The organism is Alcaligenes faecalis (genome assembly GCF_009497775.1).
GTDB classification, from domain to species: domain Bacteria; phylum Pseudomonadota; class Gammaproteobacteria; order Burkholderiales; family Burkholderiaceae_B; genus Alcaligenes; species Alcaligenes faecalis_D.
Genome location: NZ_CP031012.1, coordinates 449,027 through 473,118 on the forward strand (window position 1 = coordinate 449,027; position 24,092 = coordinate 473,118).

26 protein-coding genes and 1 riboswitch are annotated in these 24,092 nt (G+C 58.1%); of the genes, 13 read left to right on the plus strand and 13 right to left on the minus strand.

Translation table 11 applies throughout. From position 1 onward, the window contains the following. Positions 1-163: 163 nt before the first annotated feature. Together DUD43_RS02030 and DUD43_RS02035 are read left to right on the plus strand one after the other, a co-directional pair. Positions 164-1,024 (plus strand): MurR/RpiR family transcriptional regulator, encoded by an 861-nt coding sequence (locus DUD43_RS02030; RefSeq protein ID WP_153228940.1) that lies wholly within the window; start codon positions 164-166, stop codon positions 1,022-1,024. A 5-nt stretch (positions 1,025-1,029) separates the two neighbouring features. After that, the gene (locus tag DUD43_RS02035; protein ID WP_153228941.1) at positions 1,030-2,067 is read left to right on the plus strand and encodes a C45 family autoproteolytic acyltransferase/hydolase; all 1,038 of its coding nucleotides are present in this window, start codon (positions 1,030-1,032) and stop codon (positions 2,065-2,067) included. A gap of 70 nt (positions 2,068-2,137) precedes the next feature. On the opposite strand, the gene DUD43_RS02040 is transcribed toward DUD43_RS02035, so the two are convergent. Next, on the minus strand, positions 2,138-2,701 hold the full coding sequence (locus DUD43_RS02040; RefSeq protein WP_153228942.1) for a cob(I)yrinic acid a,c-diamide adenosyltransferase: 564 nt from the start codon (positions 2,699-2,701) through the stop codon (positions 2,138-2,140). A gap of 9 nt (positions 2,702-2,710) precedes the next feature. Continuing rightward, the gene (locus tag DUD43_RS02045) at positions 2,711-3,235 is read right to left on the minus strand and encodes a GNAT family N-acetyltransferase (RefSeq protein ID WP_153228943.1); all 525 of its coding nucleotides are present in this window, start codon (positions 3,233-3,235) and stop codon (positions 2,711-2,713) included. A 111-nt stretch (positions 3,236-3,346) separates the two neighbouring features. Between DUD43_RS02045 and DUD43_RS02050 the strand changes: the two genes are divergently transcribed. Further along, on the plus strand, positions 3,347-3,652 hold the full coding sequence (locus DUD43_RS02050) for a copper-binding protein (protein WP_153228944.1): 306 nt from the start codon (positions 3,347-3,349) through the stop codon (positions 3,650-3,652). 283 nt (positions 3,653-3,935) lie between these two features. Here DUD43_RS02050 and hslU read toward each other — a convergent pair whose 3' ends face one another. The 5 genes from hslU to DUD43_RS02075 all read right to left on the minus strand — a co-directional run bounded on the left by hslU (position 3,936) and on the right by DUD43_RS02075 (position 8,385). Beyond that, on the minus strand, positions 3,936-5,273 hold the full coding sequence (gene hslU / locus DUD43_RS02055; RefSeq protein WP_153228945.1) for an ATP-dependent protease ATPase subunit HslU: 1,338 nt from the start codon (positions 5,271-5,273) through the stop codon (positions 3,936-3,938). A 17-nt stretch (positions 5,274-5,290) separates the two neighbouring features. Continuing rightward, positions 5,291-5,824 (minus strand): ATP-dependent protease subunit HslV, encoded by a 534-nt coding sequence (gene hslV, locus DUD43_RS02060; protein WP_009462614.1) that lies wholly within the window; start codon positions 5,822-5,824, stop codon positions 5,291-5,293. A gap of 252 nt (positions 5,825-6,076) precedes the next feature. Then, a complete protein-coding gene (gene dksA, locus DUD43_RS02065) occupies positions 6,077-6,514 on the minus strand; it encodes an RNA polymerase-binding protein DksA (RefSeq protein WP_153228946.1) in 438 nt (145 codons plus the stop codon). Between the two features lie 79 nt (positions 6,515-6,593). Then, positions 6,594-7,694, minus strand: coding sequence for a CobW family GTP-binding protein (locus DUD43_RS02070; protein ID WP_153228947.1), 1,101 nt, complete (start codon positions 7,692-7,694; stop codon positions 6,594-6,596). A gap of 199 nt (positions 7,695-7,893) precedes the next feature. Beyond that, on the minus strand, positions 7,894-8,385 hold the full coding sequence (locus DUD43_RS02075; protein ID WP_009462608.1) for a Fur family transcriptional regulator: 492 nt from the start codon (positions 8,383-8,385) through the stop codon (positions 7,894-7,896). A gap of 80 nt (positions 8,386-8,465) precedes the next feature. Here DUD43_RS02075 and DUD43_RS19085 point away from each other — a divergent pair, with 80 nt between their 5' ends. From DUD43_RS19085 to DUD43_RS02090, 4 genes are read left to right on the plus strand one after another with little or no spacing between them, the layout of a single operon-like run. Then, on the plus strand, positions 8,466-8,615 hold the full coding sequence (locus DUD43_RS19085; protein WP_194273430.1) for a hypothetical protein: 150 nt from the start codon (positions 8,466-8,468) through the stop codon (positions 8,613-8,615). A 4-nt stretch (positions 8,616-8,619) separates the two neighbouring features. Next, entirely contained in the window at positions 8,620-9,342 is a 723-nt protein-coding gene (locus DUD43_RS02080; RefSeq protein WP_153228948.1) for a metal ABC transporter ATP-binding protein, read from the plus strand. Continuing rightward, positions 9,342-10,241 (plus strand): metal ABC transporter permease, encoded by a 900-nt coding sequence (locus DUD43_RS02085; protein ID WP_153231512.1) that lies wholly within the window; start codon positions 9,342-9,344, stop codon positions 10,239-10,241. The genes DUD43_RS02080 and DUD43_RS02085 overlap by 1 nt, the downstream gene beginning before the upstream one ends. Beyond that, a complete protein-coding gene (locus DUD43_RS02090) occupies positions 10,241-11,299 on the plus strand; it encodes a metal ABC transporter substrate-binding protein (protein WP_153228949.1) in 1,059 nt (352 codons plus the stop codon). The genes DUD43_RS02085 and DUD43_RS02090 overlap by 1 nt, the downstream gene beginning before the upstream one ends. Before the next feature lies 1 nt (position 11,300). Here the strand turns inward: DUD43_RS02090 and DUD43_RS02095 are convergent, their stop codons facing one another. Genes DUD43_RS02095 through DUD43_RS02115 form a run of 5 tightly spaced genes read right to left on the minus strand, consistent with a single transcriptional unit; the run spans position 11,301 to position 15,681 of the window. Further along, positions 11,301-12,341, minus strand: coding sequence for a tyrosine recombinase XerC (locus DUD43_RS02095; RefSeq protein WP_153228950.1), 1,041 nt, complete (start codon positions 12,339-12,341; stop codon positions 11,301-11,303). Beyond that, a complete protein-coding gene (locus tag DUD43_RS02100; RefSeq protein WP_153228951.1) occupies positions 12,329-13,006 on the minus strand; it encodes a DUF484 family protein in 678 nt (225 codons plus the stop codon). The genes DUD43_RS02095 and DUD43_RS02100 overlap by 13 nt, the downstream gene beginning before the upstream one ends. Positions 13,007-13,008: 2 nt before the next feature. Continuing rightward, positions 13,009-13,932 carry a diaminopimelate epimerase gene (gene dapF, locus DUD43_RS02105; protein ID WP_153228952.1) on the minus strand — a complete coding sequence of 308 codons (924 nt, stop codon included), beginning with the start codon at positions 13,930-13,932 and terminating at the stop codon, positions 13,009-13,011. A 7-nt stretch (positions 13,933-13,939) separates the two neighbouring features. Then, complete coding sequence (locus DUD43_RS02110; RefSeq protein WP_153228953.1) at positions 13,940-14,830, minus strand: lysophospholipid acyltransferase family protein; 891 nt, start codon at positions 14,828-14,830, stop codon at positions 13,940-13,942. After that, positions 14,827-15,681 carry a lysophospholipid acyltransferase family protein gene (locus tag DUD43_RS02115; protein ID WP_153228954.1) on the minus strand — a complete coding sequence of 285 codons (855 nt, stop codon included), beginning with the start codon at positions 15,679-15,681 and terminating at the stop codon, positions 14,827-14,829. Before DUD43_RS02115 ends, DUD43_RS02110 begins: the two co-directional genes overlap by 4 nt. Positions 15,682-15,918: 237 nt before the next feature. Between DUD43_RS02115 and metK the strand changes: the two genes are divergently transcribed. From metK to metF, 4 genes are all read left to right on the plus strand, one after another. Next, positions 15,919-17,082 (plus strand): methionine adenosyltransferase, encoded by a 1,164-nt coding sequence (metK, locus tag DUD43_RS02120; RefSeq protein WP_026484120.1) that lies wholly within the window; start codon positions 15,919-15,921, stop codon positions 17,080-17,082. A gap of 196 nt (positions 17,083-17,278) precedes the next feature. Next, positions 17,279-17,370: riboswitch (S-adenosyl-L-homocysteine riboswitch) on the plus strand. A 74-nt stretch (positions 17,371-17,444) separates the two neighbouring features. Next, positions 17,445-18,842, plus strand: coding sequence for an adenosylhomocysteinase (gene ahcY, locus DUD43_RS02125; RefSeq protein ID WP_153228955.1), 1,398 nt, complete (start codon positions 17,445-17,447; stop codon positions 18,840-18,842). 42 nt (positions 18,843-18,884) lie between these two features. Beyond that, positions 18,885-19,223 (plus strand): phage holin family protein, encoded by a 339-nt coding sequence (locus DUD43_RS02130; RefSeq protein ID WP_009462594.1) that lies wholly within the window; start codon positions 18,885-18,887, stop codon positions 19,221-19,223. Beyond that, complete coding sequence (gene metF, locus DUD43_RS02135) at positions 19,220-20,059, plus strand: methylenetetrahydrofolate reductase [NAD(P)H] (RefSeq protein WP_153228956.1); 840 nt, start codon at positions 19,220-19,222, stop codon at positions 20,057-20,059. Before DUD43_RS02130 ends, metF begins: the two co-directional genes overlap by 4 nt. A gap of 142 nt (positions 20,060-20,201) precedes the next feature. On the opposite strand, the gene DUD43_RS02140 is transcribed toward metF, so the two are convergent. Further along, positions 20,202-20,831 (minus strand): 5-formyltetrahydrofolate cyclo-ligase, encoded by a 630-nt coding sequence (locus tag DUD43_RS02140; protein ID WP_153228957.1) that lies wholly within the window; start codon positions 20,829-20,831, stop codon positions 20,202-20,204. Positions 20,832-20,901: 70 nt separating this feature from the next. On the opposite strand from DUD43_RS02140, the gene DUD43_RS02145 reads away from it, so the two are divergent. Next, positions 20,902-22,932 (plus strand): lytic transglycosylase domain-containing protein, encoded by a 2,031-nt coding sequence (locus DUD43_RS02145; RefSeq protein ID WP_228125873.1) that lies wholly within the window; start codon positions 20,902-20,904, stop codon positions 22,930-22,932. An 11-nt stretch (positions 22,933-22,943) separates the two neighbouring features. Continuing rightward, a complete protein-coding gene (locus DUD43_RS02150; RefSeq protein ID WP_228125874.1) occupies positions 22,944-24,086 on the plus strand; it encodes a tRNA CCA-pyrophosphorylase in 1,143 nt (380 codons plus the stop codon). The last annotated feature ends 6 nt before the right edge of the window (positions 24,087-24,092 follow it).

The following is a 24,092-nucleotide window of genomic DNA, read 5'->3' on the forward strand; positions in this document are numbered from 1 at the left end:
GGCCCGAAAAGATTTTCAACGTATGTTGAATATATAATAATACTTTCAACAAATAAATCATCACTGGCTTGTCGGAGCAGGTGGATAAAGGCCTCACTGTTGCGCCCAGACTGCATTTGCGCCCGATATATACTTGGTGTCCCCTTTTGAAGCGTGTTGGCCCATGAACTCCTTGAGCACCCTGACCGAGCGTATCCAGGCAGCGTTTGCCACCATGTCGCCGCAGTTCCAGCAAAGCGCACGCTATGTGCTTGATCACGCGGATCAGGTGCCCTTGATGTCCATGCGGCAGTTGGCTGCGCAGGCACAGGTGCAGCCTGCGACCTTGCTGCGCTTTGCCCAGTCTTTGGGCTTTGGCGGTTGGGCAGAATTCAAGGCCGTGTTCACCCAGGCCCTGCATGGTCAGGGCGTCCGGCGCTATGCCGATCAGGCTAGGGCGGTGGTGCGTAATCGAAACAAGGAAGATCGTCTGGCGCAGACGCTGACCGCGCAAATGGATAATCTGGCGCTGCTGCGCGAGGTGAACGAAGCGCGTCTCCCCCAGGCTGTGGAACTGCTGAACAAGGCCAAGCGGGTGTTTGTCGCCGGGTTTCGAGCCTCGTTTGCCCCCGCTTTTTCCTTTCATTACCAGTACCGTCTGTTCCGGCCCTCGATTGGCTTGTTGCGTGGCGAGTCCGGCACTCTGGATATGGATTTGCGGGCGCTGCAAAAGGGCGATGTGCTGGTTCTGTTCGGTTTTGCACCGTACTCGCAGGAAGCCGTGCTGGCGCATGGAGCGGCCAGACAGGCAGATGCACAAATTCTGGCGATTTGCGACAGCTTGCTTGCCCCTATTGCGCAGCAGGCAGATGCCACATTATTGTTTGGAACCGACAGTCCGTCTTTTTTCCCTTCTCTGGTTGCTGCACAGGCGCTGGTGGAGGTCTTGCTGGAGCAGGTTCTGGCCAAGGCGGGCAGTCGTGCTGTCAGCGGTATTGAGTTGGTTGAAAATCAATTGCACCAGTCCGGTGCCTACTGGAAATAGACGCAATGGCTAAGTTGTCCTATCTGGAGTTAAGTGGTGGTCCCAAAGAAATTGGCCATTCTTTGGGACGTTTCGGAGCCCCCGCAGTGCATGCCTATTTGCTGAACTCAGCAGCATGGCAAGGCATCATGCAATCGAAGGGGACGGCGGTAGCCAGCCAGCTGGCTCAGTACACCGAGCGCTATTTCCCCCGAATATGGACCGAGCTCCAGGGCCTGGCATTGGGCCTGGAGCTCCCCTTTGAAGACGTTTTCCTGTGGAATTGCCGGGGCGACTTGTGGGCCATGGCGCCCGATGGTTGCACTACCGTGCAAATGCCCGCCCAAGGCGAACCTCGTCTGGTGCATAACGAAGATGGTGATCCAGGGTTTGCCGGTTACTGCGGGGTGGCCAAATTCATCCCCGACAGCGGCATGTCCTTTGTCTCCTTTCTTTACCCTGCCTCCTTGCCCGGTCACAGCTTTGCCGTGACCCAGGCCGGTTTGGCCATGACCGTGAATAATGTGCGGGCCCGTCACGTGGCCCCCGGTGTGCCGCGCATGGTCCTGACCCGCGCCATGCTGGATCAGCCCGATCTGGATCAGGCGGTAGGCATCTTGCAGGATCACCCACGTTCCGGGGCGTTCCACTTGAGTCTGGCCCAGCGTGGCGATCCGCGCTTGCTGAGCGTGGAATTCAGTGCCGAGGCCGTGTCCGTGCAGACGATCGAGCAGAACCGTTTGCATGCCAACCATGCCTTGCACCCGTCCATGCAGGGATTTGAGCAGCGCATTACCCGTTCGTCCGAGCTGCGACAGGAGCGTGGGGATGAGTTGCTGGCGCAAGCCGGAGCCGAGCTGGATCCTTTGAAGGTGCTGGCAGATCAGCACCATGCGGAGTTTCCGATCTGGCGTTGTGATCCGGCCGATAGTGACGCGGAAAATACCTTGGCGACCGTCGATATCCAGGTGGGTAGCCTGTCCTTGAAATGGCAGGTGTACGAAGATCCTACGGATCAGCCTGCGCTGAAGTTTGCGGATATCACTCGTATTGATCCTGCCTGAAAATAAATAGGGCCCTGCCAAGCAGGGCCCTATTCTTATAGTCGCTGTCGCTTCGCAGCGATGCGGGCTATCAGTCCTTTTTCTGCTCGTGTCGCTTGGGTTCCCACAGCACGTCAGAGCGGCCTGCATGGCGGTTCAAGGTACGCGCCAGCACAAACAACAAATCCGACAAGCGGTTCAGATACAAGCGCGGGCCATCCTGCGGCAAAGACTCTGATGGCACCGCCACGACGCTGCGTTCAGCCCGTCGCGCCACACAACGCAGCACATGCGTTTGCGCTGCGGCGGGGCTGCCACCGGGCAAAATAAACTCTTTGAGTATGCCCAAAGGCTCGTTGTAGTGACGAATCGCCTGGTCCAGACGTTCCACATGCGTGCTGCCTATGACCTGATGGCCAGGAATGCACAGCTCAGCCCCCATATCGAACAAGTCGTGCTGGATGTCAGACAGCAGGGTATCGATGGCCTCGGGCAGCGCCATGCTGCGCAGAACACCAATATGGCTGTTCAGCTCATCCACATCGCCCAGGGCGTGAATCAGGGGAGCGGTTTTGGGCAGGCGGCTGCCATCGCCCAAACCCGTCGTACCATCGTCGCCGGTGCGGGTACTGATAATGGAAAGTCGTGTGGACATAATGGAGTCTTAGTTGTCGACAGGGGTAGGGGTGCCCTGGGCCATATTGACCAGGGCATCACCAGTGACGCGTACTACGCGCCAGTCTTCCAGCACCTGAGCGCCCTGATACTTGTAGAAGTCGATGGCGTTCTGGTTCCAGTCCAGCACCACCCATTCCAGACGACCACAGCCCTGGGCCACAGCCATTTGAGCCAGATGGCGCAGGGCAGCCGCGCCCAGACCGTGCTTGCGGTGGGCCGGGTCTATATACAAATCCTCCAGATAGATGCCGCGGCGATCCAGGAAGCTGGAGTAGTTGTAAAACCACATAATGTAAGAAATTGGTGTCTCGGGCTGATCTTCAGGCGTGATCACCAGACAGTAGGCGCTGGGCTCATCAGAGAAGAAGCTGTTGCGCAGCGACTCGGCGCTGGCCTTGAAAATATGCTCCAGTTTCTCAAAGGCGGCCATATCGCGCATCAGGCCCAAAATGGCCGGAATGTCTGCGGGGGTGGCTGGACGCAGCACATACCCTTTAATAAATTCGCTCATGCTTTTGCAAAGGTTTAGCGTTATGCTTGATCGGAAACAGACGCATCAGGCGTCCGAAAATAGGCATTATGAGCTAATTGTCTGGCTCTGCCCAATTTGCAGGAGTGAAAAATGACGTGGACGAAACGAAGCGCAGCTTTGGCCTTGGGGACTTTGGGTGTGGTGGCTGGCTCGGCTTATGTCGTGGTCGCCCAGGCTCAGGAAGCCAGTGCTTCGGGTGAAGTGCGCCGACTGGATGCCGAGGCCGGTAAAATTACCATCAAGCATGGTGAGATCAGCGACCTGGAGCTGCCCGCCATGACATTGGTGTACAAAATTGATCCCGCCTTGCTGGCCAATATCAAACCGGGCGACAAGGTGAAATTCACCGCCAAGCGCGACGGTGGCGAATACGTGGTTACCAAGATCAGCAAATAAGGCGGATTCAGCAAGTGGAAAAAACCGGGTTCGCCCGGTTTTTTTTATGTCCTGTGCAGGGGAGCCGTCAGTATGCTCTGGTCGGCGGAATTGTTTGGCGATCTGACGATCAGCAAGCTTGATTCGTTTTGCCAAGTCGGAGCTTGTTGAAAACCTGGCTGTGGTCGCCTGCTTGGTACGGTGTTGGTTCTTACCCGACCAAGAATGGAAAAAGGGGCAGAAAAATCTGCCCCTTTTTCGTGTCCGGCAATAAGCGGAACAAGCGTTGGATCTAGTGCTGAACTTACAGCACGTAGCGTGCCAGATCCTGGCTGGCTGCAGTTTCCTGCAGCTGCTTGTTCACGTAGTCCGCATCAATGACCACGCTTTGTTCACCGTGGCTGCCAGCGCTGTAGGACAGCTCTTCCAGCAGTTTTTCCATGACGGTGTACAGGCGACGGGCACCAATGTTCTCGGTACGCTCGTTGACTTCGAAGGCCAGCTCGGCCAGACGCTGGATACCGTCGGGACGGAAATCCAGTTGCACGTCTTCGGTGCCCAGCAAAGCGGCGTATTGCTTGGTCAGCGAGGCGTCCGTGGTCGACAGAATCTGTACAAAATCCTGGGCGCTCAGCGATTCGAGTTCTACACGGATAGGGAAACGGCCTTGCAGTTCAGGAATCAGATCCGATGGGCGGGACAGGTGGAACGCGCCCGAGGCAATGAACAGAATGTGGTCGGTACGCACTACACCGTATTTGGTGGTGACGTTCGTGCCTTCTACCAAAGGCAGCAGGTCGCGCTGCACGCCTTGGCGGGACACATCGCCGCCGCTGCCCTGGCTCTCGCCACGTGCGGTGATCTTGTCGATCTCGTCCAGGAACACAATGCCGTTCTGCTCGGCGTTGGCCACTGCAGCCGTGCGCAAATCGTCTTCATTGACGCGACGGGCCGCTTCTTCTTCGGTCAGTTGCTTGAAGGCTTCCTTGACCGTCAGCTTGCGAGCCTTGGTTTTTTCCTGGCCCATACCGGAGAACATGCCGCGCAGTTGCTCGGTCATCTCTTCCATGCCGGGAGGGGCCATGATTTCCATGCGAGGCATGGCCTGGGCCATCTCGATTTCAATCTCGGTATCGTCCAGCTTGCCTTCACGCAGGCGCTTGCGGAACACCTGACGGGCAGAGTTGTCCTCACGCTGGGGCTGACCGTGGGCATCGCGCGAGGGCGGCACCAGCACGTCCAGAATGCGGTCTTCAGCCGCTTCCTCGGCCTGGGTGCGCACACGGCGCATTTCGACTTCGCGGGTTTGCTTGACCGAAATATCCACCAGATCGCGGATGATGGTTTCAACGTCGCGGCCTACATAGCCCACTTCCGTGAACTTGGTGGCTTCGACCTTGATGAAAGGGGCATTGGCCAGCTTGGCCAGACGACGGGCGATTTCGGTTTTACCCACGCCGGTGGGGCCGATCATCAGAATGTTCTTGGGGACGATTTCGCTGCGCAGGGGCTCGGCAACCTGCTGGCGGCGCCAGCGATTGCGCAGGGCCACGGCCACGGAGCGCTTGGCCTTGCCCTGGCCAACGATATGCTTGTCCAGTTCGGAGACGATTTCTCCGGGAGTCATATTAGGTGTAGACATGGTGGTGTATCCGGCTGTCAGAGTGTTTCGACGATATGGTTCTGGTTGGTGTAGATGCACAGATCACCTGCGATCTCCAACGATTTCTTGACGATGTCGGCAGGAGCCATATCGGTGTTTTGCAGCAAGGCCATGGCGGCAGATTGGGCATAGGAGCCGCCCGAGCCGATGGCGGCCAGGCCATGTTCGGGTTCGAGCACGTCGCCATTGCCGGTCAGCACCAGCGTGTGCTCCTTGTCCGCCACCAGCAGCATGGCTTCCAGACGGCGCAGAACGCGGTCGGTGCGCCAGTCGCGCGTCAGTTCGACGGCGGCGCGCAGCAGGTTGCCCTGGTGCTTTTCCAGCTTCGCTTCAAAGCGCTCTTGCAAGGTGAATGCGTCGGCCGTCGCACCGGCAAAGCCGGCCAGGATGCTGTCGTTGTACAAACGGCGAATCTTGCGGGCCGTGCCCTTGATGACAATATTGCCCAGGGTGACCTGACCATCGCCGCCAATGGCGACCTGATCTCCGCGGCGTACACAGACAATAGTAGTGGCGTGAAATTGTTCCATGATTTCCTTCCTTTAAGGTTCCCATCTGGGGGTCGGGTCGGAAATTTCAAGCGCATGACAGCAGGAAGTTTTTACCGACTGAGCGTCGTTCCTGAAAACCGTGTTGGTCGTATCGAATTTCCTGTCTCAGTTGACTGTTCTTCAATACGGGGAAAAAGCGTCAGCGTAATTCCGGACGGGTCAGACTCCACAAAAAAGCCCGCCAGAATGATCGGGCGGGCTTTTTATCAGGGTGATGGGCGTGGCAGCCTATCAATCCCCAAACATCTTTTGACGCTTCTCGCGACGCTCCTGGGCTTCCAGAGACAGGTTAGCCGTAGGACGTGCCAGCAAACGGGGCAGGCCGATAGGCTCGCCGGTTTCCTCACACCAGCCGTATTCGCCCGAATCGATCAGGGCGATGGACTGTTGCACTTTCTTGAGCAGCTTGCGTTCGCGATCGCGGGTGCGCAGCTCCAGAGCGTGTTCTTCTTCGATCGTGGCACGGTCAGCCGGGTCAGGAACGAACTGGGTTTCACGCAGGTTTTCCGTTGTGGCACCCGCATTGGCCAGAATGTCTTGCTCCAGCTGGCGCAAGCGGTGCTTGAAAAACCCCAGCTGGGCGGCGTTCATGTAGTCTGACTCAGGCATCGCCAAAAGCTCCTGCTCGGTCAGCAGGGTTGTAGTACTGTCATGTGACTTAGTTGCCATGATGCTTACCTCTTGTTGACGTCTGGGAGCCTGTAACTGTCGTCACGCGCAATCGCTCCGCATTTACTGAATAATTAATTCAAACCAGGCAATTCTCCAGGCCCTGGGTGAATATGTCTTGTGGCAATTTGCGGCCAATAAAGACCAGCTTGGTGCCTTTTTTATCTTTGGCCAGCCAGGCATTGCCAGGCTCGGCGCTCATCATCATGTGTACGCCTTGGAACAGCATACGGCGATTGATGCCCTTCAGATACAAAATGCCCTTGTAGCGCATCAGATCTGGTCCAAATACCTGGACAATGCCCGACAGGAAGTCTTCCAGACGCTCGGGGTCGAAAGGACGGTCCGAACGGAACACGAAAGCCCCGATCTCGTCGTTGTGAGCGGCGTGCTGGTGGTGATGATGATGGTGATCGTGTCCGCAGCCCGGACCGCACTCGTCGTCATCGCCATGGGCATGATCGTGGTGGTGATCATGGCCGTCTGCCGCATCGGGGTGCTGCTCTGCCAGGAATTGTGGATCAATGTCCAAAATGGAATTCAGGTTGAAACCGCTGACTTCCAGCAAATCCTTGATGTCGGTTTCACCGAAGTGAACCGGCGTAATCGTGGCTCGCGGGTTGATGCGGACCAGACGGGCGCGCAGGGCCTCGTAATCCACATCGTTGACCAGATCTTTTTTGGAGATCAGCAAGCGGTCCGCAAAACCAACCTGTTTTTGGGCTTCTTCTTGTTGGTCCAGTGTGGCCATGCCGTGTTTGGCATCCACTACCGTGATGACCGCGTCCAGCCGATAGTAGTCGGCAATATCATCGTCCATGAAGAAGGTCTGGCAGACCGGGCCGGGGTTAGCCATGCCGGTGGTCTCGATGATGACGCGCTCGAACTTCAGTTCGCCCGCCTGGCGGCGTACGCGCAAATCGTTCAGGGTGCGCATCAGGTCGCCACGCACGGTGCAGCATACGCAGCCGTTGCTCAGCTCGACGATTTCTTCCTGGGAATCTTGCACCAGCAATTCATTGTCGATGCCTTCAGGCCCGAACTCGTTTTCGATGACGGCAATGCGTCGACCGTGATATTCGCTCAGGATGCGCTTGAGCAGCGTGGTTTTGCCAGCGCCCAAAAAACCAGTCAGAACAGTGACTGGAACCATGTTTTTCAGATCTGATGCCGCGTTCATAAACATGCCTCGCAGTGGCGGGCGAAAGGTACAAGGCACGGCACCAACCGCGGCTTCCTGCACCCATCTGCTCCGCACGAAAACAACGTGCGATTACATCACAGCCTTGCCTGTTGGGCAAACGGTGATCTGTAAAAATTCACAGAGGTTTGCCAATAGATCGGGGAATATATACTGATTGGCGGCAAAATACCACGTTTTAGGGGGCAGATAAGGGTTTTCGCTCGTTTTTAGCCGCAACGCAACGTTGGCACAGGCCGCGCAATTCAGTTTCGTGGCCGGACAGGGCAAAGCCTGCTCCGCGCACACAGTCAGCCAGCCTTTGGCTCAGGTCCGGGGCGCACAGTTCCACCACGGTGCCGCACTGGGTGCAGACAATCAGCAAATCGTGGGGGTGGCCACCGGCATCCACACAGGCCGTCCAGGCATTGACGGCATCCAGACGGTGGATCAGACCTTCTTCAGTCAGAAAGTCCAGGGCGCGGTAAACGGTAGGGGGCTTGGCGCCGGGTTGAAACTCGCGAACCAGATCCAGCAGTTCGTAGGCGCGCAAACTGCGCTGGGCCTGAATCAGGATTTCCAGCACCTGGCGGCGAATTGAAGTCAGCCGTTTACCGCGTTCCAGACAGAGCTGTTCAGCGGTAGCAAGCTGATCTTCAATGGCGTTGGGCGTAAGAATATGTACAGGCATGGCGCTTGATAGGGTGTTTGTTATGTTATAACATCTTTGGAAAAATTAAATTCCCAATCTAGCCGCATTATCCCTGTTTCATGTCCTGTTCTCAATTTTCCTCGACTTCCCGTAGTCCGGCGCCGCGCCGTTCGCTCTTGCTGGCCTCGGCCGGGCAGCGCGTACTGGGCGCTTTGTGCGTGGCAGGAGCCCTGTGGCTGCTGACCGCCTGGGCATTGGGCGCGTGGTAAGGGCATGACATCCAATCAAACCCTGATCGAACTCGATCATGTCGCGCTGGGCTGGAAAGACAAAATCGCCCTGCGTGATATCAGCGGCTGTTTTACCCGAGGCTCCTTGACGGCCATCGTCGGGCCCAACGGTGCCGGTAAATCCACCTTGCTCAAAGGGCTGACCGGGCAGATCAATCCCCTGAAAGGGCGCATTGCGGTCGATAGCGGTTTTCTGGATCAACTGGCCTTGTTGCCGCAAATGGGCGATCTGGACAAAAGCTTTCCGGTAACGGTTCATGACCTGGTCGCTATGGGAGCCTGGAAGCGCGTTGGAGCCTGGGGCGGTTTTCCCAAAGCAGAGCACGAACGCATTGGCCATGCGCTGGAGCAGGTGGGGTTGGCCGACTTTGCGCGTCGCTCCATTGGCACCTTGTCGGGTGGTCAGTTACAGCGCGCCTTGTTTGCCCGCATGATCATGCAGGACGCCCAGATCCTCTTGCTGGACGAGCCTTTTGCCGCAGTGGACCGGGCAACCTCGGATGAATTGATGAAGCTGATTCTGGACTGGCACCAACAGGGCCGTACCGTGATGGCCGTGCTGCATGATCTGGATATGGTGCGTAGCTGTTTTCCGCAAACCGTGCTGCTTGCCGGGCAGGTGGTGGGCTGGGGTGAAACCGAGGCGGTGCTGACTCCGGAGAACCTGCATCTGGCTCGCCATTTGTGTGCGGGGGACTACCTATGATGGCGCTGATTGATGTGCTGTTTGGCCCCTTCATGGACTTTGGTTTCATGAAGCGCGCGCTGGCCGGTTCGTTTGCCCTGGCCGCAGCGGCCGGGCCTTTGGGTGTGTTTCTGGTGCTGCGCCGCATGAGCCTGATGGGCGATGCGATGGCACATGCCATCCTGCCCGGTGTGGCGGTGGGTTTTCTGACGGCCGGCCTGTCTTTAAGTGCGATGGCCATAGGCGGCATGATTACCGGCCTGGTCGTGGCCTTGCTGGCCGGTCTGGTGGCCCGCCTGACACCACAACGGGAGGACGCCAGTTTTGCGGCTTTCTATCTGGTGTCACTGGGGCTGGGGGTGCTGCTGGTGTCGCTGCGCGGCTCCAATATGGATTTGATTCATGTGCTGTTTGGCACGGTGCTGGGGCTGGATGACGCATCTTTGCTGCTGGTCACCAGCAGCACGACGATCACGCTGATTATTCTGGCCCTGGTGTTTCGACCTCTGGTGCTGGAGTGCATGGACCCGATCTTTCTGCGCACCCAGGGCGGGCGCGGTTCCGTGGTTCACATGCTGTTCTTGTTCATGCTGGTCATCACGCTGGTGGCTGGCTTCCAGGTTCTGGGGACCTTGATGGTAGTGGGGATCATGATGCTGCCCGCTGCCTCCGCCCGGTTCTGGGTGTATTCCGTAGGTCGACAAATGCTGGTGGCGGCCTTGCTGGGCATGATCAGCGCCTATCTGGGGCTGCTGTTCTCGTATTACTACAACGTACCGGCTTCGCCCGCGATTATTCTGGCGGCCGGCGCGTTCTATTTTCTTTCTATCACCCTTGGCCCCCAAGGCGGTTTGCTGCGTGCTTATTCCCAATGGCGTGCACGGCGTCGGCGCATGGCCTCTCTCTTGGAGCACGATTGATGAAAATGCGAGACATTTATTCAGGCCGCACGGTGCTGGCCCTGGGCTTGCTGGCGGCCAGCCTGTCGGTACAGGCAGAGCCTTTGCGAGTGGTCAGCAGCTTCTCGATCCTGAATGATATGGTCAAGGAGATTGGTGGCGACAAGGTCATGGCCAGCGCGATCGTGCCTGCCAATGGGGATGCCCACTCGTTTGAGCCGCGCCCCAGCGATGCGAAGACCCTGGCCAGCGCGCAGTTGCTGGTGATCAATGGCCTGGAATTTGAAACCTGGCTGCCACGCTTGCAGCAGGCCGCAGGCTACCAGGGGCCACAGGTCGTGGCGACGGAAGGCATTACGCCTTTGGCTTTTGAGGGCGGGCAGCACGACCATGCTGGCCACGACCACGACCACGACCACGACCACGACCACGACCACGACCACGACCACGACCACGACCACGATCATGAGCCTGCGCATGACCACGCTCAAGATCATCAACATGCCGATGAGAAAGACCCTAGCGGCCACGACCATAGCCATCAGCACGGCAGTCAGGACCCGCATGCCTGGCAAAGTTTGGGTCTGGCGCAGATCTATGCCCGCAATATCAGCAAAGGACTGGAGCAGGCTGACCCGGCCAATGCCGAGTACTACCAGCGCCGTGCCAAGGATTATGCGCAGCGCCTTCAGGAACTGGACGATTCCATCAAAACCCGCCTGCAAGCAGTGCCGGTAGAAAAGCGCAAGGTCATTACCTCGCACGATGCTTTCTCTTATATGGGCAAGGCTTACGACATCCGTTTTATCCCCTTGGTCGGTGTCTCCAGCCAGGCGGAGCCGTCTGCACGCGATATTGCACAGATCATCCAGCAAGCGCGTAGCGAGCAGATTCAGGCCATTTTTGTAGAAAATACGGTTAGCGCAAAGCTGGTCGAGCAAGTGGCCAGAGAAACCGGCGCGAAGGTAGGCGGCACTCTGTATTCCGACGCCCTGGGTGCGCCCGGATCAGGTGTGGATACCTATTTGGGCATGATGCGCTCGAATACCGATCAACTGATCAAGGCTTTGCAGCCCTGATTCATTCATCCGGCTTGTCGCTGGCCCGGTTTTTGCGTTGTGCCCGAGGATGGGCCTGATCGTAAGCCTGGGCCAGATGCTGGAAGTCCAGACGGGTATAAATCTGGGTCGTGGAAATATTGGTGTGACCCAATAGCTCCTGCACCGCTCGCAAGTCTTGTGCCGATTGCAGCAAATGACTGGCAAAGCTGTGGCGCAGGCTGTGCGGGTGTACATGCACAGGCAGGCCGCTGGCACGGGCGTAGTTTTCCAGCTCTTGCTGCACGACACGTGGGTGAATGCGGGCCCCACGGGCTCCTAGAAACAGCGCGGCACTGGCATCGGCACTGGTCGCCAGCGATGCTAAAGCTGGGCGTTTTTCCAGCCACTGCTGCAAGGCGAGCAGGGCCTTTTCGCCTACAGGCAGGCGGCGTGTCTTGCCGCCTTTGCCACTGACCACCAGCTCACGATCATCCAGCAGTAACCAGCTTTTGGACTGGTATTGCGTGTCCTGGTGATAGTGCGTGTCCAGGCTGACCAACTCTGCCAAACGCAGCCCGCTGGAATAAAACAATTCAAACATGGCCTGATTACGCCAGCTGACCGGGTCGTCCTGAATGGGAGCGGTCGGGCGGTCCAGTAATTGCTGGGTCTGGTCTACGGACAAGGCCTTGGGCAGCGGACGACCTATCTTGGGTGCCTTCAGGCTGGTAGCCGGGTTCAAGGGCCAACCCAGCTCTTTGGTGCGTGATTGATAGTAGCCACGCCAGGCCGCCAGAATACGGGCCAGGCTGCGCGGTGCCAGGCCCTGTGCATGCAAACGGGCGGCGGCCTGTCGCAACTGGCTCTGAGTCAGTGTGTCGGGGTCTGTGCCTGGGTACTGCGCCAGCAAATGGCGCAGATCATTGCGGTACGCACTGAGCGTGTGTTCCGAATAGCGTTTTTCATGGCTTAGTTGATGCAGCCAGCTTTGCATGGCCGGGCTGAGGGCCTGGGGGGCGGCTGGCTGCTTGTGGGGCTTGTCCCCGGAAGGGGGGCGGTCTTGTTTCTTCAGGCCGGACATTCGCTTTGATCAACGCTGCTGGGCTTGTGCAAGCGCTGCAGGGCGGCGCTGCACAACTCACCAATGCCTTCCAGAAAGTCCGTACCCATATCGGCGGTAAAGCGTGTGGCTTCGGGTGAGCCCAGAACCAGCAGGCCAAACAGGGTGTTCGACTCGGGGAACTTCAAGGGCACAATGGCCACCGATTGCGCGTCTTGCTGCAAATCGGCCAGGAACTCCTGTTCGCGTCGGACGCCGCAATATGGATTGATCAAGGTGTAGGCCCAGCTGGCCAGGGCGTCATCGGCCAGCACCTCGTCCGGATTCCAGCAGTGCAAGCGTACAACCGGCATTTCAAAAATGCGTTCCAGGCTGCTGCAAATCAGGGCAGGGAGGGCGCCGGGATCGGACTCGGCCAGCATCTGGCAGTTCCATTGATGCAGTTGGCGCGAGATCTTTTCATTGCCACGGGCATTGGCTACCAGCGTGGCCAGTTGGCGCTCGGTTTTCTTGCCGCGCTCGCGCAGCAGCATGATCTGGCGCTCGCCCAGGGAAATGGCGCGGCTTTGGTGCGGGTGCGGCACCATCAGTTTGGAAAAAACGTCGGCGTGCGCGTCGAAGAAATCAGGGTTGGCTTTCAAAAACTGGGCCACTTCCACGGCGCTAAGGCTGTTGGGGGTTTCCATGTCTAGAAGGTTTCCTTTCTGGCTAAGGATGCACACAGTGCATCGATATCGACTTGTCCGGTAAAGACAGTTTGGGCCGGGCCGCTCATGCGTAGTGCCTGTCCGTCCCATTCAATGCGCAGACTGCCTCCACGAGTATCAACGACAACCGGGCTTTGGAGCAATCCCCGGCGTATGCCCGCCACCACAGCCGCACATGCGCCTGTACCGCAGGCCAGGGTTTCTCCGGCTCCGCGCTCGTAGACGCGCAGCTTGATGTGGTGAGGGTCGACGATTTGCATGAAACCCGCGTTCACCTTGTGGGCAAAACGGGGGTGGGATTCGATGAAGGGGCCAACCGTGGCAACCGGAGCCTGTTTCACATCGTCCACGACCTGCACGGCATGCGGATTGGAAATCGAGACCAGTGACAGGGCGACGGGGGCGGCTTGATCGGGCACAGGCAAGAGCCACAGCGTGTCGTTGCCTTGGTCGCGCGCTTCCAGACCTTTATTGTCAAAACCCACATCGGCAGGCGCAAAGCGGGTGGTGCCCATCATGACATCCACGCCGCGTTGCGGGTCGTCATTCAGGCTGATGATGCCGGTACGAATTTGCGCCCGCAAAGGGTTGGCCGAGGACAGGCCCTGCTCGTGTACAAAGCGGACAAAGCAACGTGCGCCGTTGCCGCAGTGTTCAACTTCGCTGCCATCTGCATTGAAGATGCGGTAGCGGAAATCGGCCCCTGCTTCGGTGGCGGCTTCGACCAGCAAGATCTGGTCGGCACCAATCCCGAAGTGGCGATCGGCCAGGGCACGGGCCCGTTCCGGTGTCAGTTCAATATGCTGCGTCACACCGTCCAGCATGACAAAGTCATTGCCCGCTCCGTGCATTTTGCTGAAACGCCAAAGGGAGGAGACGGGCTGGGGGGCGGTGGAACGGTGCATGATGGGCCTAGTAGATGCCGGGTTGACCTTCAGGTCGGGTTTTGAAGCGTCGATGCACCCAATAATACTGCGGCGGGTCCTCGCGCACATATTTTTCGATCAGGGCATTCATGCGCTCGGTCGCTTCTTCCAGGCTGCCTTCGCCGGGGAAGTCGGACATGGGTTCCAGCACCTGAATATGGTAGTGACCAGTCTGGGCATCCACGCGGGAAATCACGGGAATGACCACGGCATCTTGATTGCGGGCAATCTGGGCGGTGGACAGCAAAGTGGCAGTCGGGACATTGAAAAAGGGCATAAAGGCCGAGCCCTTGGTGCCGAAGTCCATATCAGGCAGGTAGTAAATAGGTCGGCGATTTTGCAGGGCACGTATCAGGCCACGAATACCGTCCTTGCGGGAAACCAGGTCTACCGAGGAGAAGCGGCTGCGGCCTTCATACATCAGTCTATCCACATGAGGGTCGCGCTGGGGAGTGTAAAAGGCCACCATATTCGGGATGGACATGGACAGTCGTGTTCCGGCTGCATCCATACCTAGAAAGTGAGGCACCAGCAGCATGACTTTGCGGCCCTGCTCCAGGGCCTGAGTGATGTGTTCTTCACCCGTCAGGTGCAGAGTGTTCAGAATAGTGCTGGGCAGACCAAACCAGAGCAGACCCCGATCCAGATAGGATTGGGCCAGCAGGCGAAAGTGCTGTTTTTCCCATTCGCGGCGTGTGCTTTCTGGCGTGTCGGGGAAGCACAAATCCAGGTTAGTGCGAACAATGTGACGGCGGCGGGAGGCGAAGCGATGAACCAGTCCGCCCAGCACGGCCCCCCAACGCTGACGCGTGCGTACGGAGGCACGGCCAAAGTAGGTGAAAACGGATTTGAGCAGTGGGTAAGAATTAAAACTCATGGGGTGGTTTCGCCAGGCAAAGGGGGCGCATCGTGAGGAATCTTGTAGCGGTTGTATCCCCACAGGTATTGCGTGGGAAAACGGCGTATCAAGCTTTCCATGGATTCGTTGATCAGGGTGGCCAGCTCCGTGGGGTCTTCGGGCAAAGGCTCCGGCAGGCGCAAGGTGTGAATATGCCAGCCGCGCCCTTTTGGCAGGCGTTCGGCAGCGGTCACAATAACAGGCACATTGGACTGGCGGGCCAGCTTGCCAGCCAGCGTCATGGTCAGGGCAGGGCGGCCAAAAAACGGCGCCCACACACCATCGCCACCACTGGGAACCTGGTCGGGCAACATGCCTACCGATTCACCCTTGCGAAACGCGCGGACAAATTCACGCACGCCTTTCATATTGGCGGGGACGGCATGCAGGCCGGGCAGTTCACGCGACTCTACCATCAGGGGTTCCAGTACGGCCTGGCGTGGTGGGCGGAACATCACGGTCAGTGGGCCTAAACCCACCAGATAACGTGCCGTAATCTCAAAGCAACCCAAGTGAGGAGTCAGATACAGCACGCCGCGTCCTTCGGCATGGGTGGTCTCCAGCAAGGCCACATTATCGACGGTGCAGCGGGCCAGACAGGCTTGCGGATGCAGCCAGACGCGCGGTGTTTCCAGGATCATGGCGCCGGTTTGTCCGGCTGCTTGCCGGAAAAATGCGGGGGAGTCGTAACCCGCTTGCCGACAGTGGCTTTGCAGACGGCGGCGATAGCGTCCGGGAAAGGCGTAAATCAGTCGTCCAATCCCCTTGCCCAGCCCATGCAGGACGGGTAAAGGCAGACGAGCCATCAGACGCAAAAGTGCCGCTAGCATGGGCCAGGCAATCCTTTAATGTGAAGTTTTGCTGAAATAAATACGTATTTTCGCTTAAAATGGATTGTATCGCTGAGTTAAACGACAACTTGCGGAGCGATCAGGCAGCAAGCTGCCCACTATAAACCGCTAAAGCGTCGCGCCCCGTCTATCGTATCCACATCGCTGGCTTCGAGGTGCAACGCAGTTTGTTCAACCTCGTGCTGATTATCAGCCCTTATTAAAGGAAGCTACGCTGTGAACAACAACGACTTTCTCTTTACTTCCGAATCCGTCTCTGAAGGCCACCCCGATAAGGTTGCCGACCAGATCTCCGACGCCATCCTGGACGCTATTTTCGAGCAAGATCCTCAGGCACGTGTTGCTGCCGAGACCTTGTGCAATACCGGTCTGGTAGTGTTGGCTGGCGAGATCACCACGCACGCCAACGTGGATTACATCCAGGTTGCCCGTGACACCATCAAGCGCATTGGCTATGACAATGGCGACTACGGCATTGATTACAAGTCCTGCGCCGTTCTGGTGGCCTACGACAAGCAATCGCCCGATATCGCCCAAGGCGTGGACCGCAGCCCTGAAGAGCTGCTGAACCAGGGCGCTGGTGACCAGGGCCTGATGTTTGGCTACGCGTGCGACGAAACCCCTGATCTGATGCCTGCTCCCATCTGGTACGCCCACCGCCTGGTGCAGCGCCAGAGCGAACTGCGCAAAGATGGCCGTCTGCCCTGGTTGCGTCCTGACGCCAAATCCCAGGTGACCTTCCGCTACGTGGATGGCCGTCCTACCGAAGTGGACACCGTGGTGCTGTCCACTCAGCACGCTCCTGAAATGTCCCAGAAAGACATTCACGAAGCCGTGATCGAACACATCATTCGTCCATGCTTCCCTTCGGACCTGCTGACCGAAAAAACCCGCTTCCTGGTGAACCCCACCGGCAAGTTCGTGATTGGTGGTCCTCAAGGCGATTGCGGTCTTACTGGCCGCAAGATCATTGTGGATACCTACGGTGGCGCATGCCCTCACGGTGGTGGTGCTTTCTCCGGCAAGGACCCCTCCAAAGTGGACCGTTCCGCTGCTTACGCGGCGCGTTACGTGGCCAAGAACATTGTGGCAGCCGGTCTGGCCCGACAGTGTCAGGTGCAGCTGAGCTACGCCATCGGTGTGGCCGAGCCTATCAACATCACCATCTACACTGAAGGCACTGGCGTGATCCCGGATACCGAGATCGCCAAGCTGGTTCGCCAACATTTCGACCTGCGCCCACGCGGCATCATCGAAATGCTGGATCTGCAGCGTCCCATCTACACCAAGACAGCGGCCTACGGTCACTTTGGCCGCAGCGAGCCCGAGTTCAGCTGGGAAGCCACGGACAAGGCCCAGGCTTTGCGTCAGGCTATCTAAGAAAGGTGCAAAGGCCGCTTGCGGGCGGCGCTTTGCAGCAGGGATACAGCGTTGTCGGGGCCGGAAAACCGGGCTGCCCGCAACGCTGGAAGAGGCAGGCCCCGGTCCGTCTCGCAAGAAGAAATTATGATTTTTACCCCTGGAGCCGTCTTCCCAAGACGATCCAAACAGGTACAATCACCCACATTAATTTGCCATCCTCGAGGGGCGTTGCGACAAGACACTAGTCTTGCCAGGCTCGGGGCATGGATAGGTGGTATCCACCTTGGAGAACGACGCTCACCACGACCTGCATGGCGGGCTGCTGGTGAGAATTCATTTGCTCTCCGTGCAGTCTGCGTGCCGTATAACGGAGCCCGACTGTGACTTTTACCGATTACAAAATTGCCGATATTTCCTTGGCTGAATGGGGCCGCCGCGAGCTGACCATTGCCGAGACCGAAATGCCTGGCCTGATGGCCACCCGCGAGGAATTTGCTGCCTCCCAGCCCCTGAAGGGCGCACGCATTGCCGGCAGTTTGCACATGACGATTCAAACCGGGGTTCTGATTGAAACCCTGACGGCCCTGGGCGCGGAAGTGCGCTGGGCATCGTGCAACATCTTCTCCACTCAAGACCACGCTGCCGCTGCTATTGCCGCCTCTGGAGTGCCTGTGTTCGCCGTCAAGGGCGAAACTCTGGAAGAGTACTGGCAATACGCCCACGACATTTTCGATTGGCCCGGTGAGCAGGCCAACATGATTCTGGACGACGGTGGCGACGCAACTCTGTTGCTGCACCTGGGTGCCCGTGCTGAAAAAGACCTGTCCGTTCTGGATAAACCCGGCAGCGAAGAAGAGCGCGTCATGTTCGCCTCTATCCGTGCCCGTCTGCAAAACGACAAAACCTGGTACTCCACCCGTCTGGCCCAGATCAAGGGCGTGACCGAAGAGACCACCACGGGTGTGCACCGTCTGTACCAGATGGCCAAGAAAGGCGAACTGGCCTTCCCCGCCATCAACGTGAACGACTCGGTGACCAAGTCCAAGTTCGACAACCTGTACGGCTGCCGCGAGTCCCTGGTGGACGGTATCAAGCGCGCGACCGACGTGATGGTTGCTGGCAAGATCGCCGTGGTTTGCGGTTTCGGTGACGTGGGTAAAGGTTGCGCGCAAGCGCTGGCCGCTTTGCGCGCCCAGGTTTGGGTTACCGAAATTGACCCTATCTGCGCCCTGCAAGCTTCGATGGAAGGCTACCGCGTTGTGACCATGGAAGAAGCCGCCGACAAGGCCGACATCTTCGTGACCGCCACCGGCAACTACCATGTGATCAACCGCTCGCACATGGATCGCATGAAAGACCAGGCCATCGTGTGCAATATCGGTCACTTCGACAACGAAATCGACGTGGCTTCCATTGAGGACCTGGAGTGGGAAGAGATCAAGCCTCAGGTTGATCACATCATTTTCCCTGACGGCAAGCGCATCATCCTGCTGGCTCAAGGCCGCCTGGTGAACCTGGGTTGCGCCACTGGTCACCCTTCGTTTGTGATGTCGGCTTCGTTCACGAACCAGACCATTGCACAAATTGAACTGTTCACTCGTGGTGAGAACTACGAAACAGGTAAAGTATATGTACTGCCCAAGCATCTGGACGAAAAAGTCGCTCGTTTGCACTTGAAGAAATTGGGTGTGAACTTGTCGACCTTGTCGCAGGCGCAGGCGGATTACATCAACGTACCGGTGCAAGGTCCATTCAAGGCCGAGCACTACCGTTACTAAAACGCACCGGCGTCTTCGGACGCCTATTCCTGGAGCCCTATCATGACTTTGCTACTTGTCTGGATCCTGAATGCTGTTGCCTTGCTGGTTGTTGCCTACATCCTGCCGGGTATTACGGTTGCCTCGTTTGGCTCAGCCCTGATTGCTGCGCTGGTACTGGGTCTGCTCAATACTCTGGTCAAACCTTTGCTGATTGTGCTGACCTTGCCCATCACTATTGTGACTTTGGGCTTGTTCCTGCTGGTGCTCAACGCCTTGGTGTTCTGGTTTGCGGGCTCTATTCTCAAGGGCTTCCAGGTTGAAGGCTTCTGGTGGGCCGTGATTGGGGCAATTGTCTACAGTCTGGTTTCCGGACTGCTGTCGGGATTGTTAATGAAATGAGCAATCAGCAAACTTTGAGCCTGGAGTTTTTCCCGCCGCGAGATATCGCGGCGCAGGAAAAACTGGTGCGGACCGCCAAGTCCCTGATGGGCTTGAACCCCGCCTATGTCAGCATGACGTTCGGGGCCGGTGGCTCCACCCGTGCTGGCACGGTGGATGCGGTGGCACTGCTGCAAAAACTGGGCTTTGATGTCGCACCGCACTTGTCGTGCATTGGTACGGCACCCGCACAGCTGAGCGAGATGCTGGACAATTACCGCGACCAGGGCATACGACGTATCGTGGCCCTGCGCGGTGACTTGCCGTCGGGTATGGGTGGTGATGCGGGCGAGCTGCGTTATGCCAGCGATCTGGTGGCTTTCATTCGTGAAAACTACGGTGAGCAGTTTCATATCGAAGTGGCCGCCTACCCAGAAATGCACCCCCAGGCGACGGGTTTTGGGGACGACCTGGATCACTTTGTGAACAAGGTCAACGCAGGGGCGCATGGCGCGATCACGCAGTACTTCTTCAACCCGGACTCCTACTTCAGCTTTGTTGAACGGGCCCAGGCGCAAGGAGTCACAATTCCGATCACGCCAGGCATCATGCCTATTACCAACTCGTCCCAGTTGCTGCGTTTCTCGACCATGTGTGGAGCAGAAGTGCCGCGCTGGATTCGTTTGCGTCTGGCCGACTTCGGTGATGATCGCGCATCGATTCGCGCTTTTGGTATCGATGTGGTGGCACGCTTGTGTCAGGACCTGTTGGATGGTGGTGCTCCCGGCATCCATATGTACACCCTGAACGGGGCAGACGCGAGCATGGCTATTTTGCCGAATCTGACCTGGCGCTAGGCTCTCAGATGTTCAATAAAAAACCCGCCAGAGGTCTTGGCGGGTTTTTTTATGGGGGGCTATATGGCCTGCACCTTTTCCGGTTTGATCGACTGCTTTGTAAACAGAGTTCTCGATTAAACAGTTTGTGGTAGCGGGTTACTTATAGTTCCGGAGCGGGCACAGCCCAGCCTTTATCAGTCAGAATACTGTCCAGGCGTTGGTCGTGCGGGGCGGGCTGGTAGGATTGGCCCGACAAGTCGCCCACTGCCCAGGCAATACCAATGCTGGTAAACGCGTGGTTTTGTTCTTTCAGCGCCGCCAAAGTCCGGTCGTAATACCCTTTGCCGTAGCCCAGGCGATCGCCCTGGCGGGTGTAGCCCAGGGTAGGGACCAGGACAATGTCCGGTTGCATGGTTTTAGTGGAAACCGGGATTTCGATGCCGTAGCGTCCCTTTTCCATTTCGGTGTCGGGTGTCCACTCGACAAAACTCAAAGGGGCGTCGGGCTCCTGGACAACGGGCAGACAGACATTGATGCCTTCCTCCTCTACCCATTGAAGCAGCAATGGGCGCAAGTCCGGTTCTTGGGCCATAGGCCAGAAAGCGGCAATGGTGGTGGGTTCGGCACGGCCTTGTTCACGCAGGCGGCTGCGGTTGGTGGCCAGCCAGGTGAACAGACGGCCCCGGATCAGCAAAGCGCCCCGGTTGGTGTCGATGGAGGGCTGCCCGGCTCGCAGGTCTTTTAGTCGCGTGCGCAGCGCGGCTGCGTTATGCTCTACGTTCTGAATCATGGGTGATTTTCTAAAGGCCGTCACTATGGGTATCAACCAGCTAAAGTACCAGAAAACACCAGCTTGGGGCATGGCATCCATGCTTCCTCGCCCGCCCTTGAGCGCTTTGGTGGTGTTTGCTCTGGGTTTGGTCGGCTGTGCGGGGTCGCAGTCGCCGCAAGCCCAGACACATTCTCCGGATCCTGCCGTGGCCAAGCAAACTGTCGTGTTGCAGCCTGCCAAGGAAGCCGTGCGTCGCTGGGACCGTGTCCCGCCTGTGCCGCCAACTGCTCGTCAGGCTTTGGTGGATGCTCGTGATGCCATGCAGGCCAAGCGCTGGACAGCGCTGGATGCCCTGGCTCCGGTGGCGGCCAATGATCCTGTCCTGGGTTCCTATGCCGAGTACTGGCGCTTGCGCCGGATTTTGCAGGATACGACCACGCCCGTACCCGATGAGCAAGTTCGCTTGTTCCTGAGCGGCAATCAAGATGAATACCTGGAAAACCGTCTGAAGTCCGATTGGATTGTGGCGGCCGCCCGTACCGGAAACTATGCCCTGGTGCGTGAGCTGGCTCCCGTCCAGGCCCCCACTTCGGCGGTGAAGTGTGCGGTAGCTTCGGCCCAGAACGTGGCCGGGCAATCTGTGGATGTGCAGGACCTGCTGTCGTCCTTCTCGCCCAGCCAGGCTTGCTGGTCGGCATTGGACCAGTTGTACGCCCGTAAAGTGGTCAGCAAGAATCAGGTCCGCGACCTGATGCGTGATGCTCTGGAAAATAACCGCACGGGCGAGGCTCGTCGTCTGGCTGCGATTATTTTCACGGCACCGCAAATGAAGGATTACACCGCTCTGATGGCTGCGCCACAGAAGTGGCTGGATCGTAATGCGACCAATAGTGCGGTCAACCCGGAGCTGGTGTCCTTGGCCCTGTCCCGCCTGGGCCGTGGTCAGCGTGATTCGGCAGCCGCCTATATCGACCGTACCTGGGCTGGCAAAATCCCTCAGGAAAACCTGAATTGGGTTTGGGGGCAGTTTGGTCTGATCAGTGCCTTGCGGGTGGAAGACGATGCGGCCAAATGGTATCGCCGCTCCGGTCGTACCCCCATGACGGATTACAACAATGCCTGGCAAGTACGTGCCGAGTTGCGTCAGGGCACCATTGAGTGGAAGCATGTCTCTGCCGCCATCGACAAGATGAACGATGCGCAAAAGGCCGAGCCGGTTTGGGTGTACTGGTCGGGGCGTGCTCACGAAGCCTTGGGCCATAAAGATCAGGCTCGTGCCAAGTTCCAGTCCATTGTGGGCGATCTGAACTTCTACGGTCAGCTGGCTACAGAAGAGTTGGGCCTGACTCCTTCCTTGCCCCCTCAGCCACAGCCTTTGACGCCTTTGGATATGCAGGATGCCCGTACCAATGCAGGCTTGCTGCGTGCGGTGGAGCTGTTCAAGCTGGGCTGGCGTCCGGAAGCTGTGCCCGAGTGGAACTTCGCTCTGCGTGGCATGAACGACAGGCAGTTGCGCGCAGCGGCCGAGTTCGCGCGCGAGCAGCATATTTACGACCGGGTGGTGAATACCTCCTTGTTGACCAAGAACGAGATCGACTTCAGCCAGCGCTTTATCGCTCCCTTTGAAGGCCGCGTGACCGAGCAGGCCAAGTCCATCAATCTGGACCCGGCCTGGGTGTATGGCCTGATCCGTCAGGAATCGCGCTTCATTACCGATGCGCGTTCGGGCGTCGGGGCATCAGGCTTGATGCAACTGATGCCTGCCACCGCCAAGTGGGTAGCCAACAAGATCGATATGCGCGATTTCTCGCCTTCGCGAGTCAACGAGTTCGAGGTGAATACTGTACTGGGCACCAACTACCTGAACATGGTTCTGGGTCAGCTGGATGGCTCGCAGGTGCTGGCGTCGGCAGGCTATAACGCGGGACCAGGCCGTCCCCGCCAGTGGCGTGCGCGCTTGAATACATCGGTGGAAGGGGCCATTTTTGCCGAGACCATCCCCTTTACCGAAACGCGCTTGTACGTGAAAAACGTGCTCTCCAATGCGACCTACTACGCCATGATGTTCAGCGGCCAGCCGCAGTCCCTGAAAGGGCGTTTGGGTACGATTTCACCTTGATGAATCCGTCCATGCTTGATGACAGACAACAAGCAGCCCTGGCGGCCCTGATGGGGCCGCCAGATCCTGTTCTGGAAGGCTTGCAGGTCTATGTAGTGGGTGGCGCGGTGCGCGACGCCTTGCTGGGTATGCCAGCGGGCGACAAGGACTGGGTGGTGGTGGGTGTCCGGCCTGAAGATTTAGCAGCCCGAGGCTTTGTGCCTGTGGGTGGCGACTTCCCCGTCTTTCTGAATCCCCACAGCAAAGAAGAGTTCGCCCTGGCCCGAACTGAACGCAAGTCTGGCCGTGGTTACAAGGGCTTTACCTTTTACACCGGCACAGACGTAAGCCTGGCGGACGATTTGCGCCGCCGTGATCTGACCATTAATGCCATGGCCGTGGATGCGGCGGGGAATCTGCACGATCCCTTGAACGGCCTGGTGGATTTACAAGCTCGCCTGTTCCGTCATGTGGGTACTGCGTTTAGCGAAGACCCCGTGCGTTTGCTGCGGCTGGCACGTTTTGCCGCGCGCTTTACCGAATTCACCGTGGCCGACGATACCTGGGCCTTGGCGCGTGAGCTGGTCGAGCAGGGCGAAGTGGACGAGCTGGTGCCCGAACGCATCTATCTGGAAATAGCGAAAGGTTTATCTGCCCAGCAGCCCGCTCGCATGTTCGAGGTACTGCGGGAGGTCGGCGCGCTGGAGCGTGTCATGCCCGGCTTGAACTACAACGATCAGGTGGGTCAGCAGGTTCAGATCGCCAAAGACAGACGTCTGGATCTGGCAAGCTGCTTTGCCGTTCTGTGTCATCTCTCGGAAAAACCGGCGCAGGTGGCCGAGCAGATTCGTGCTCCTTCTGAATGGCGTGATCAGGCTCGTCTCTTGCCAGTGCTCTTAGCCAGCCCTGCCTTGTTGCAGCCTCGGGCAGATGTAGAGTCTGCCTTGCAGGTGATGGAGTCGTTGGATGCCTTGCGCAAGCCAGAGCGTTTTATTCAGCTGATCAGTGCAGCAGCTTGCCTGCAAGGAGTTCCGGAGCTGGAGTGGGACTTTCTGCGCAAGGTGATGGCCAGTGTGGATGCCGGTGCGGTTGCCGCGCAGTACAAGGCCGAGCCAGGCAAAATCCGTGAAGCGGTGCGAGCAGCCCGGCTGACGGCTTTGGAGCAACTGGTCTAGTTTGGC